Raw genomic sequence first — 12,113 nt, 5'->3', positions numbered from 1 at the left:
CACGCGCGCGCCGGATCTCTCTTGAAACTAAAAAGTAATACTTTTCGTGTCGAAGGGTTGGCAGGCCCTTCACCTGCGCCTATGTGAGTTCGACAGCCAATTGCCGCCGACTATGTCGATGCTCCCATGCAGCAAAGAGAGGCGGTCATGGCTCCCAATTCGAAAGGATCCACATGACACTCTCCGGCGACCTCCTCATCGGCGGCGCAAACGTGCGTGGCGCGGCTGCGACGTTCACCGCGACAAACCCTGCCGACGGCAGCTCGATGGAACCGACTTTCGCAGGCGCGACGAAGGAGCAGGCGGAGATGGCCGCGGCTTTGGCGTGGGCCGCGCTCCCGGTCTACAAGGAGACGACGCTCGAAGATCGGGCGCGCTTTCTGGAAGCCATCGCTGATGGCATCATCGCACTCGGCGACGATCTCATCCTGCGAGCGTCGGACGAAACTGGTCTGCCGCGCGCTCGAATCGAAGGCGAGCGCGCCAGAACTGTCGAACAGTTGCGCCTGTTCGCGAAAGAGGTCCGCGACGGCAAGTTTCAGGAGCTTCGCTTCGACCCGGCCGACGCTGAGCGCAAGCCTGTTGCCAAACCGGACCTACGACTGAGAAACGTTGCTCTCGGTCCGGTCGCCGTATTCGGAGCATCGAACTTCCCGCTCGCATTCTCTGTCGCTGGCGGCGACACAGCCTCGGCTCTCGCCGCCGGCTGCCCGGTTGTCGTTAAAGCCCACTCCGCCCACCCCGGAACGTCCGCGCTCGTTGGCAAAGCAGTCGTGGACGCCGTCGCGGCATGCGGTCTTCCACGTGGGACGTTTGCCCTTTTGTTCGATGCAGGGTTCGAAGTGGGACAGACCCTCGTCGCCGATCCCCGGATCCGTGCCGTCGGATTTACCGGTTCGCGCCGGGGCGGCACCGCGCTGATGAAGATCGCCTCGGAGAGGAAGCAGCCCATACCAGTCTACGCAGAGATGAGCAGTATCAATCCGGTCATCCTTTATCCGAATGCGCTTCGCAATCGCGCACCCGAGATCGGAAGATCGTTCGCATCCGCTCTAACCCTGGGTGCAGGCCAGTTCTGCACCAATCCGGGCCTTATCATCGCCGTCGACGGTGCGGGGCTCGATGCGTTCATCGAAAGTGCCAGTGCAGCGATTTCAGAAACGGAGGCCCAGACCATGCTGACGGGCGGGATCTGCGACGCCTATCGCAAGGGCGTGGCAAGGCTGTCGTCGTCATCGTCCGTCTCGAAGGTCGCTGCGGGGAGGAACGGAACTTCCTATCAGGCCGCGGCCGCGCTCTTCGAAACGACTGCCGCAGCATTCCTCCGCGATCCGGAGCTTCAGGAGGAAGTCTTCGGCGCCTCGGGACTGATCGTTCGCTGCGAGGACGAAACGGAGCTACTTGAAGTGATCGAATCCTTGGAAGGTCAGTTGACGATCGCCCTGCACGTGGATGCTGAGGACATCGCTGACGCCTCGATGATCATCCCGCAGTTGGAGCTTCTCGCGGGTCGACTTCTCGTAAACGGCTTCGGAACCGGCGTCGAGGTATCCCCGGCGATGGTCCATGGGGGGCCGTATCCGGCCACGTCAGACGGTAGATCGACCTCAGTCGGGACACTGGCGATTTATCGCTTCCTGCGACCTGTTTCCTACCAGGACTTCCCGGCGGAGCTGCTTCCGGAGTCACTTAGAAGGTCGTAAGCGCGCTCGGGTGGTGACGAAGAAGTCGGGCAGGCTGGACCGCCTTCCCGACCAACCCTCATCTCCGAAGATCAGAGCTCGGCTGCCTTGGCCGCCATTGTTGCCTTCGCCCACCACACAAGCTCGTCGAGCGCCATCTTGGCCGACGGCAGGAGATTTGCCTCGATATCCTCGATTGGCTTGTTTCCACCCATCGGGAATACCGCGAAGAAATCGCTTCCGCCAATGTGAACGGCAGCGTGCGTGGAGACCATCTGCAGTTCCACACCAATACCCCTGAGATGCTCGAGGGCCCGCGAGCCGCCAGTGCTCCCATAGGCGATGGCGGTGAAGGGCTTGCGGTTCCATTCCGTATAGGCCTGATCGAGCGCGTTCTTCAGCGCTCCGGTGATCGAGCGATTGTATTCCGCGACGACGAAGATGTAGCCATCATACTGCCCTACCGTCTTCTGCCAACGGGCCGCTTCCGGATCCTGGCTAGGCGCCCATGCGTTGGATGCCACCTCATGGAAGAACGGCAGCGGATGGTCACGCAGGTCGACCACCTCCACATCCATGTCGTCGCGTGCCTGAGCCTGCTTCAGCATCCATTGCGCTGGTTTATCTCCGAAACGGGTCGGACGGGTCGAGCCGATGATGACGGCGATCTTAGGTTTTTTGAAAGCCATGCGATCCTCACTTCTGTTGGTTTCTGTCTGTGGCCCTCGTGCGAGGGTTACTCGTCGTTCAGGACATCGGCGTACGCGTAGAGCCCTGGCGAACCTCCGGTCATTAGGAAGAGGACGTTTGATCCCGACCTGATGGCGCCGCTGTCGAAATCAGAAAGCATGCCGGCGAATGCCTTGCCTCCATAGACGGGATCGACAAGAAGGCCTTCCGTGCTGCCGAGCAACCTCACAGCCTCGACCATCTCCTGTGTCGGAATGCCGTAGCCGCCTCCGAGCTGTGTGCCGCTGATCCTGAGATCGACAGGCCCCACCTGCTCCTTCCTGGACATAAGCTGGAGAACAGAATTGACCTTGTCGACTGTAGCGGGAAGGCAGGCATCAACGGGTGACAGGACGGTGTGAGCCAGTACTCGGGAAGGTTCACGGCCTGCGACCACCATTCCCGCCGCAAGCCCCGCATGCATTCCACCGCTGCCATTCGGGATGACTATGTGGTCGAATTCCGTTCCCAGCTCGGCAGACTGCATCGCGATCTCGAAAGCGCAGTCCACATAGCCTAGGCACCCAACCGGTGTTGAACCGCCAAGGGTGGCCACAAAGGGCTTGCGCCCGGACGCGGCGAGCTCGGACGCCCGGCGTGAGGCGAACACACCCGCGTCATCTCCCCGCTTCAGGACGTGCAAGCGAGCCCCGAACAAGCGATCCAGCAGGACGTTCCCGTTCTCCTGATAGATCGCCGTATCCCGAGGAACCATCTTTGCGAGAACCAGCTCGCATGCCAGGCCGGATCGCGCACACGCCGCGGCGGCGAGCCGGGCGAAGTTCGATTGGACTCCTCCGATCGCCACTAGGGTGTCGCAGCCCTCGGCTGCGGCCTGCCCTACAAGGAATTCTAGCTTGCGCAGCTTATTGCCGCCTCCCCCCAACCCCATGAGGTCGTCCCGCTTCGCCCATATTGTGATACCCTTTGCACGCGCACCGAGGACACTCTCGAGGCGGTCGAGGCGCTGAATTGGCGTCGTCCCCTCAATCAGGCGCGTGCGCGGGAAACGGCTTAGGAGCGGTGTTTTAGTCATCGGACTGTCTCCACGAAGGTTGATGTGCGGCACGACTGCCTCAGTCGGTTCTGCTTGCAGTCAGTTCTCCGGTGATAAACTGAGCCCGCCCCATACCGAACGACCAGTCTTCGTCCGAATTCTCCACGATAGAGACCATGACATCGGACGGATCGATACCGCACTCGATGCGAAACGACCGGGCAAGCGTTTCGTATAGGTCGAGCTTCGCCGTGCGTGGCCGGACGCGGCTGATGATTTCGACGAGAACGAATCTTTCGGACCTATCCATCCCAAGACCGGTATCAAGGACTTGAAGATGCGATTTCTCATGCTCCTCCAATATTTGATACCTATCTCGGCGCGGGACGCCGAACGCTTCAACAACGGCATCGTGGGCGACGTCGAGCAGCCTCTGCAGCTCGTCACCAGTGCGTCCCTTGAAGACGTGGATCCTCACGACTGGCATTGGTCATCTCCTTCATGATTGATGTGTTCCTCACGGCGCGGACCCGCACCCTGACGGTGTGCAGCTCGTTCCGGGTCCACCCGAATTTCGAGAACTAAGATCACCCATGTTGCGCCCGGGGCCACCTTCGGAAGGCACGAATGCAGAGGTTGTTCGCGGCACATTCGTGCAGGATGCCAGCACGCCGATCATTGTGGCGAGAACGAGTGCTTGCCATTCTACCGACACCCGCGGTTTGATGGCGGTCGGCGCTTTAGACTGCGGCATGGGACGCTCCGTGATGTCTGGCATTCTGGGAGATCGCCGCGGGACGATATCGCGGCGCCGGAATGTTCCGTGACAGGTTCGGCATCAACTTCTGCCTCGCCGCTTCATATGCGTTCCAATCGTCCACATCCGGAACGGATGGGAGAGTCACCAGCTCGCCCATATCCAGGCCAGCGAGAGCGGCGTCTACCGCGTCGTCGGCCTTCATGACGATACTTTCGGGCAGGTGCTCGAGCGATCCCCCGGAGGCTTCCCAGAAGGGCGTCTCCACGGCCCCCGGAAGGACCGCCTGAACGCGAATGTTCTTCTCGGCGAGCTCCTTGTGCAGTGAGAACGTCAGCGCAAGAACGAATGCTTTCGTGGCTCCGTAGACGCCGTTGAGAATTTCAGGGGCGAGAGCAAGCGCCGAAGCGACGTTGATGATCGTACCCCTCTCCCGCGCAACGAAGGAGGGAGCAGCCGCATAGACCAGGCGGGTCAGTGCCGTGACGTTGATGCGGATCATGCGCTCCATGTCCTCGACGTCGGAGACAAGCAGCGGCTGGACGGCGCCGACGCCCGCATTGTTGACGAGCATCGTGATCGAAGGATCGCTGCGAAGAACGCCCTCGATCTTGAGGAGGTCTTCCCTGGCGCCGAGATCGGCTCGCAGCGTCGTCACGCGACGCCCCGTCCGACGGGTAATCTCTCCGGCCACTTTCGTGAGTGCGTCCTGGCTGCGCGCCACGAGCAGGAGATCATAGCCTCGTCTGGCGAGCCTGTGGGCGTAGATCGCGCCGATGCCTGAAGATGCACCTGTGATCAAAGCTGTGCCTTTGGAGGATTGGGTCATCTAGCGTCTCCATGCTGATCGTCCGTGGGCCTGCTGCCCATCCCGACGGGTGGCGGTTATCGCCATATGGATCATTCGGAGCCCGCCCGGAATCCATTGAACGAAGGTATCGCCGATACTTTGGGAGGGGTTTTCACGGCCGATCCGAGGCAGGAATCGACACCATCGCACAATGGACGCGACCCGTGCTTGAGAGCATCGTCACGCCGTCTGCGGATGGTCCGCAGGGGTCACATAGAGGGAGTAGGCGAATGACCATGCAGGAGCGCAACACGCAGTCTGCCACCGCCGTGAACGACATCGACATGAAGCTTGAGGTCGTTGTGATACCCGTATCCGACGTTGATCGCTCGAAGTCCTTCTACACAGACCTCGGCTGGAGACTCGACGCCGATGTCTCTGGCGCAAACGGCTTCAGGGTCGTCCAGGTAACGCCTCCCGGATCGCCCTGCTCGGTCATATTCGGCAGGAACGTTACTGCGGCCGTTCCGGGATCGGCACAGGGCCTGCATCTCATCGTCTCGGACATCGAGATGGCCCATGCGGCGCTCGCGGCTCGCGGAGCGGAAATGAGCGGTGTTTTCCATGACTCGGGTGGTGTGTTTCATCACAACGGTACAGACGGACGGCTCCCCGGCCCCCACCCCTCTCGCGCCAGCTATGGCTCGTTCGCGTCCTTCACGGATCCGGACGGCAACGGGTGGCTGCTCCAAGAAGTGACCGCGAGACTTCCCGGCCGCATCGAAGCCACAGGTGCAGCCTTCAGCTCCGCCGCCGATCTTGCGACCGCGCTTCGTCGTGCCGCCGAAGCCCATGGCGAACATGAGAAACGCATGGGTGGGAAACACGACGATGCATGGCCGGACTGGTACGCCGAATATATCGTGAGCGAGCAGTCGGGCGGTCCTCTCCCGACTCGATGAGCATTGTGCGTGGCGGCGCTGAATGAGGCCAAGGTGGGACTAGCGGCGTCGCGGGCTCGCTGATTTTCCGCCGATACCGATACCATTGCACTATAGATGGATAGCAGCAGGGTGAGGCATGATCCGGTGACGAGATTGTCCTCGCAAAAGCACGGAGCGACTGTCGGACGGCTACCGGCTACGACAAGCAATTCGGATGTTCCAGCTCACGAAGGGAAATTGTGACGAACCAGAATCCGGACAATACCCATGCAGACAATCCTGCGCTGCCGCGGCATGCTTCAGCCCAGATCGCCGCGATGACAGGTCGCGATCGGCTTCATCGGTGCGTGGACGACATCCTGACAATCACGGCTCTTCCTACTACATGGATCGGAAAAGGCCTTGATGACATTGGCAAGAGACTCCTGGATGTCGTCGGCCCTCTGTTGAACGTCGATTTCCTGGTTCTTAGAATTGCCGCGCGCCAAGGCGAACAGACCACCAACATCACTTGGTTCGGGAGACTCGCTGGATTGGACGACGCGAGTGGTTTCCGACATGACCTGACAGCCATGCTTGGCGATGTGACTTCCACGTTATCTGCCACTACGTTGCAATGGGGCACATCGACGTTCTCCTGTGTTCTCCAGGAACTCAACGCAAACATCGCCAATGGCGCGCTCGTTGCCGGCACCCGTGAATCCTTCTTCCCTGATGAAGAGGACAGGGTCATCCTGCGCGTTGCAGCAATCCAGGCAGCCGTCGCAATCGGACAGGCTTTCAAACTTCGGGATGACAATCAGGCGGCAATCATTCGCGAGCGCAACAGGATCGTCGATGCGATTCCACTGATGGCATGGTTCGCGCTACCGGACGGTCGCGCCGATCACCTCAACATGCATTTCCTGGGGTTTCTCGGATACACGAGGGAACAGGCTATTGGCTGGAACTGGATGACGGCCCTTCACCCGGACGATGCAACGACGTTGAAGGATACATGGCTCGCACTTCTCAGGTCGGGGCGCGCTGGAGAAGCTGAGGCCCGCCTGCGCGGCTGCGACGGCGACTACAAGTGGTTCCTGTTCCGTGCAAATCCGTCATATGCCGAAGATGGGTCGCTGGCTGGTTGGTACGGCACGAATACCGACATCGACGACAGGAAACGAACAGAGGAAGAATTGCGCAAGAGCGCTGCGTTTCTCGCGCAGGGCCAGGAACTGACCCAGACGGGCAGCGTCTGGTGGAGACCGTCGACTGACGAGATCCAGTGGTCGGACCAGGCTTACCGGGTTGCCGGCCTGCCCGTCACGCAGAAGCCGACGGTGACCATGATGCTCGACCGTTGCCACCCCGAAGACCTAGCTCAAGTCCGAGAGCTCATTTCCCGCGCGGCGCACGATGGCATGAATGTCGACCTCGAGCACCGCCTCTTGATGCCAAACGGGGAAATCAAATACGTGCACGTGGTCCTTCAGAACATCGGCTTGAATGCCGCTGACCCAGAATTCATAGGCGCCGTGACAGACATCACCGCGCGAACGATCGCGGAGAGGACGCTCCGACGAAGTGAGGTGCTCCTTGCGGAAGGACAAAGGATCAGCTTGACCGGGACCTTTTCCTGGAAGGTCGACACCGACGAACTGACATTCTCTGACGAGCTGAACCGGATCTTCGGCTTCGATCAGAACACTGTGATCGATTTCGACAAGATAGCTGCACGCGTCTACGAGGAGGATCTTGGCCTCCTGGCGAAGAAGATGGCTGAAGTGCGCTCGGGAGGCGACAACCCTGACTACGACGTCAGGCTGTTCGTCGATGGTCGTATGAAGTATGTCAGGGTCGTAGGACGCATAGTCCAACACCTCGACGGCACGACGGAGTGCATTGGAGCAGTGCAGGATGTCTCAGCGCAGCGGCTGGCGGAGCAGGCCCGGGACAAGCTGCGCTCCGACCTGGCTCAGCTTGCTCGAGCGATGAGCCTGAGCACCATGGTCGCATCCATTGCGCACGAGGTGAACCAGCCCTTGGCCGGAATCATCACGAACGCCAGTACATCTTTGCTAATGCTGTCGCAGACCCCGCCAGATGTGAGCGGTGCAATGGAAACAGCACGACGGACGATCCGCGATGGCAACCGGGCGGCGGATGTGATCGTCCGGCTGCGAAATCTGTTCAGGCGAGGCGTTGCGACGGTCGAGCCGCTCGACCTCAACGTGGCGGCCCGGGAAGTGATCGCGCTCTTGACAAACGACATGCAACGAGGCCGCATCAGCCTGCATTCGGAACTTTCCGATAGCCTCCCTCTTATCGTTGGAGATCGCGTGCAGCTCCAGCAGGTCATAATGAACCTCCTCCGAAATTCCATCGAGGCCATGGCGGACATATCGCCTTCGTCCCGAAGCATCCTCGTTCGAACAGAGGCGGAGGACGATGGAGGCGTGAAACTGACAGTTTCCGACACTGGGTGCGGATTGGCAACTCTGGAAACAGATCGCCTGTTTGACGCCTTCCACACAACGAAACCCGATGGCATGGGAATCGGTTTGTCGGTAAGCCGCTCCATAGTCGAAGCGCATGGAGGTAAGATCTGGGCGACCTCGGGTTCCGCAGGCGGCGCCATATTTGGCTTTTCGATAAGGGCTCGGAGAACGCAGGACAGCCCCTGCTCGACGAAGGCGGATCGACAATGACGAGCGCGCACGCGCTGATATCTGTCGTTGATGATGATGAGTCGGTCAGAGAGTCTCTTCCCGACCTGATCCGGATGTTCGGATACGACGTCCGCGCATTCTCCTCTGCCGATGAGTTCCTGGATTCCGAATGGGTGTCAAGAACGAACTGCCTGATACTCGACGTCGCCATGCCTGGCATGTCCGGTCCCGAGCTTGAGGAAGAGTTGATCCGTCGCGGTGACCGAATTCCCGTGGTCTTCATAACAGCCCACAAGGATGAGAACGATCGAATTCCACTCATGCAGAACGGCGCGGTTGCCTGCCTGTTCAAGCCGTTCAGCGATGTCGCGCTCCAGGAAACGCTGGATCGGGTTTTTGCCTAGGAGAGTGTGAGCTCGGGTGCAATCTCGGCAAAGTCCGGCAGCATCCGACACCATAGGACAATATACGAAAAGTTGCGGAACCCATACAGTGCACGAGAAGGGTAGCTCAGCCCTTGAAAGGACATGCATGCAGACGGAACTCGGTCGGGTTCTCGATACGCTGCCTGGGATGGTGTTTAGCGCTCTTCCGGACGGACGCATCGATTTTGTGAACAAGGACCTGGCCGACTTTTCCGGCGTCCCGATGACCGAGGCAGACCCGTGGGAATGGCCGGTGCACGCGGAACCTGCGCAGGCGTCGATGATCCTGCAACGCTTTCGTTCGATGCTATCTCTGGGTGAGCCATTCGAGATGGAGATTCCAACCCTGCGCGCTGACGGCGAGCGCCGCCTTCTGAGGGTTCAGTGCAATCCCATGCTCACAGACGGCAATGTCCAGAAATGGTATGGGCTTGCCTCCGAATCTAGGCTTGGAAGCAGCGATAGGCGTTCCGAGCACGAAACTGACTTTCAGCGCATCGTGGATAGCATTCCTGTTCCAGTCGCGGTCACCACACCGACCGGAGACGTTGAAGCATTGAACAATCCCGCTCTCGAATACTTCGGCATGACGCTGGAGGAACTGAAGAACTGGAAGGCGATCGATGTCGTTCACCCCGAAGACCTGCAGCAAACCATCGCCGATCAGCTCGAGGCTCACAGGACAGCGACCTTCTACAATGTCGAAAGCCGGCATCTCCGCTCGGACGGCGTATATCGGTGGCACAATGTGCTTGGCTTGCCATTCAAGGATCGCGACGGAAATATTCTGCGTTGGTTTCATCTTCTCGTCGACATTGATGACCGCAAAAAGGCTGAATTGGCGCTCGCCGCGCGCGAGCGCGAAGCGCAACTCGTATTGGAAAGCATCCCGGCCGGGATCGGCGTCCTCGCTCCAGATGGAGAGGTCGAGGCGGTCAACGGACCGCTGCTGCGGTACTACGGCCGCACGCTCGATGAGCTGCGCGAATGGGGCAGCACAGATGTCGTTCATCCGGACGACATGCCCCGGATGATCGCAGCCGTGTCGGATGCCGTCGCATCCGGAGCTCCGTATGATACAGAAGTGCGTCTGCGGCGCGCCGACGGAACATATCGGTGGTTCCAAGTCACCGGACATCCCCTGAAGTCGGAGGATGACAGGATCATCCGGTGGTACGCCCTTCACATGGACATTGATGATAGGAAGCGGGCAGAAGACGCGCTGGCGGAACGTGAGCGCGAGTCACGATTTGTCATCGACGGCATAGCTGGAATGATTGCGATCTTTTCGCCGGACGCCAAACTGATTGGCGGCAACCAGCAGATAATCGACTATTTCCAGCGTCCTATCGAGGAGCTCGACAACTGGGCAACGAACGGAATCACCCATCCCGACGATCTGCAGATCTGCATCGACAGTTTCATGGGAGCCATCGCGACCGGAGAGCCCTATGACTACGAGACCCGCTTCCTGCGACACGATGGAACGTGGCGTTGGTTTCAGCTTCGCGGGTTGCCATTGCGAAACACCGACGGTGAGATCGTGCGCTGGTATGGCCTGCTGACGGACATAGACGATCGAAAGCGGACGGAGGACAGCCTCCGCAGAAGCGAAGCCTTTCTCGCCGATGCCCAACGACTCAGCAAGACTGGAAGCTTCTCACTAAAGCTAGCCACAGACGAGGTCACCTGGTCGGCGGAAACCTACCGCATCTTCGAGGTCGATCCTTCCTCGAGGGTCACGCTGCGCACGATTCTGTCGCGGCTGGATCACGACAGTCTTGCAAGGGTGCAGCGCATCCTCGAACGCGCGCGCGAAGGAAATGGCGACTTCGACTACGACATCACGCTGGTGATGCCCGACAAGTCGATGAAGCACGTTCGCGTGCTGGCGCACAGCGAGCGAAACAAGGACGGCGAGCAGGAACTAACTGGCGCAGTGCAGGACGTAACTGAAAGCCGGCGGGCAGAAGAAACACTCAACGAGGTTCGGTCCGAGCTCGCCTATGTCACCCGCGCGACAAGCCTTGGCGTGCTGACCGCGTCGATCGCCCACGAGGTCAATCAGCCTCTTGCCGGAATCGTCACCAATGCGAATACGTGTCTTCGCGTGCTGGCTACGGAACCTCCCAACATGGAGGTCGCTAAAGACACGGCTCGCCGCATGATCCGCGATGCCAACCGGGCCGCCGACGTGATCGTCAGGCTGCGGGCGCTGTTCAGCAGAAAACCTCCGAGCATCGAACCGATCGATATGAACGAGATAGCAAGCGAAGTGATCGCGTTGGCACTGAGCGATCTCCAGCGGGCGCGCGTGTCGATCGCGACAGAATTCGGCCCCGACCTGCCACGCGTCGCAGGTGCGCGTGTCCAGCTCCAGCAGGTGATCATGAACTTGCTGCGAAACGCCATAGAGGCCCTGGCCGGGATCAACGATAGACCGAAGCAAATCACGATCAAAACCCAAGCAGACCCGGCAGGTGAGGTGCAGGTCTCGGTGAGCGACGACGGTGTCGGATTCAGCTCGCAGGAGATGGGACGGATCTTTGACGCTTTCTATACCACGAAACCGGAGGGCATGGGCATCGGGCTATCGGTCAGTCGATCCATAGTCGAAAATCACCATGGACGGCTGTGGGCGAAGGCAAACAATAGCCATGGTGCAACAGTCGCGTTTGCCATTCCGATATATGACGTCGCCAGAGAAACTTGCGACGTTGAAGTGCGAGACAGGCGAGACTCGACCTCCGGGACAGTCCGATGAGAAAGCGATCAAAGCTCGTATCAGTGATCGATGACGACGAGTCTGTACGAGAAGCTCTCCCAGACCTGCTCCGATCGTTCGGTCTGTCGGTGGAAGCATTTCCATCCGCGGAGGCCTTCCTCGAATCGCAGGCACTGGAGACCAGTGACGGCCTCATCCTGGACGTGGCGATGCCGGGTATGACGGGTCCCGAATTGCTACGCGAACTTAGACGTAGAAATCTACTCGTTCCGATCATCTTCGTGACCGCATTCGCTGACGAGATGGCGCGTGCGCGCTTGCTAAGCGACGGAGCGGTAGGGTGCCTGTTCAAACCGTTCAGTGATGAGGAGCTGCAGAGTGCGCTCCGCCTCGCTTCCCTCGTGATCTGACGG

At 59.8% G+C, this 12,113-nt stretch carries 10 protein-coding genes; 6 read left to right on the top strand and 4 right to left on the bottom strand.

The features are described 5' to 3' along the window. The first annotated feature begins 173 nt into the window (after positions 1-173). Positions 174-1,703: an aldehyde dehydrogenase (NADP(+)) gene (locus ACK9YZ_RS05475; protein WP_416065924.1), complete on the top strand. Its 1,530-nt coding sequence runs from the start codon at positions 174-176 to the stop codon at positions 1,701-1,703. A 71-nt stretch (positions 1,704-1,774) separates the two neighbouring features. Here the strand turns inward: ACK9YZ_RS05475 and ACK9YZ_RS05470 are convergent, their stop codons facing one another. The 4 genes from ACK9YZ_RS05470 to ACK9YZ_RS05455 form a co-directional block, all read right to left on the bottom strand. Beyond that, complete coding sequence (locus ACK9YZ_RS05470) at positions 1,775-2,371, bottom strand: NADPH-dependent FMN reductase (protein ID WP_216759111.1); 597 nt, start codon at positions 2,369-2,371, stop codon at positions 1,775-1,777. 47 nt (positions 2,372-2,418) lie between these two features. Then, on the bottom strand, positions 2,419-3,447 hold the full coding sequence (locus tag ACK9YZ_RS05465) for a D-cysteine desulfhydrase family protein (RefSeq protein ID WP_416065923.1): 1,029 nt from the start codon (positions 3,445-3,447) through the stop codon (positions 2,419-2,421). Between the two features lie 40 nt (positions 3,448-3,487). Beyond that, on the bottom strand, positions 3,488-3,895 hold the full coding sequence (locus ACK9YZ_RS05460) for a tautomerase family protein (protein ID WP_416065922.1): 408 nt from the start codon (positions 3,893-3,895) through the stop codon (positions 3,488-3,490). Positions 3,896-4,148: 253 nt separating this feature from the next. Beyond that, complete coding sequence (locus ACK9YZ_RS05455) at positions 4,149-4,994, bottom strand: SDR family NAD(P)-dependent oxidoreductase (protein WP_416065921.1); 846 nt, start codon at positions 4,992-4,994, stop codon at positions 4,149-4,151. Between the two features lie 251 nt (positions 4,995-5,245). On the opposite strand from ACK9YZ_RS05455, the gene ACK9YZ_RS05450 reads away from it, so the two are divergent. The 5 genes from ACK9YZ_RS05450 to ACK9YZ_RS05430 all read left to right on the top strand — a co-directional run bounded on the left by ACK9YZ_RS05450 (position 5,246) and on the right by ACK9YZ_RS05430 (position 12,110). Further along, positions 5,246-5,917 carry a VOC family protein gene (locus ACK9YZ_RS05450; RefSeq protein ID WP_416065920.1) on the top strand — a complete coding sequence of 224 codons (672 nt, stop codon included), beginning with the start codon at positions 5,246-5,248 and terminating at the stop codon, positions 5,915-5,917. 221 nt (positions 5,918-6,138) lie between these two features. Next, positions 6,139-8,589, top strand: coding sequence for a PAS domain-containing protein (locus ACK9YZ_RS05445; RefSeq protein ID WP_416065919.1), 2,451 nt, complete (start codon positions 6,139-6,141; stop codon positions 8,587-8,589). After that, complete coding sequence (locus tag ACK9YZ_RS05440) at positions 8,586-8,954, top strand: response regulator transcription factor (RefSeq protein ID WP_416065918.1); 369 nt, start codon at positions 8,586-8,588, stop codon at positions 8,952-8,954. The genes ACK9YZ_RS05445 and ACK9YZ_RS05440 overlap by 4 nt, the downstream gene beginning before the upstream one ends. Before the next feature lie 127 nt (positions 8,955-9,081). After that, positions 9,082-11,739: a PAS domain-containing protein gene (locus ACK9YZ_RS05435; protein WP_416065917.1), complete on the top strand. Its 2,658-nt coding sequence runs from the start codon at positions 9,082-9,084 to the stop codon at positions 11,737-11,739. Further along, the gene (locus ACK9YZ_RS05430; protein ID WP_416065916.1) at positions 11,736-12,110 is read left to right on the top strand and encodes a response regulator; all 375 of its coding nucleotides are present in this window, start codon (positions 11,736-11,738) and stop codon (positions 12,108-12,110) included. Before ACK9YZ_RS05435 ends, ACK9YZ_RS05430 begins: the two co-directional genes overlap by 4 nt. Positions 12,111-12,113: the final 3 nt, after the last annotated feature.

Origin of the sequence: Rhizobium sp. ZK1, assembly GCF_047782645.1 — a bacterium.
Taxonomy (GTDB): domain Bacteria; phylum Pseudomonadota; class Alphaproteobacteria; order Rhizobiales; family Rhizobiaceae; genus Rhizobium.
Note: the sequence above shows the minus strand (reverse complement) of the source record. Positions and strands in the feature narration are given on the sequence as shown.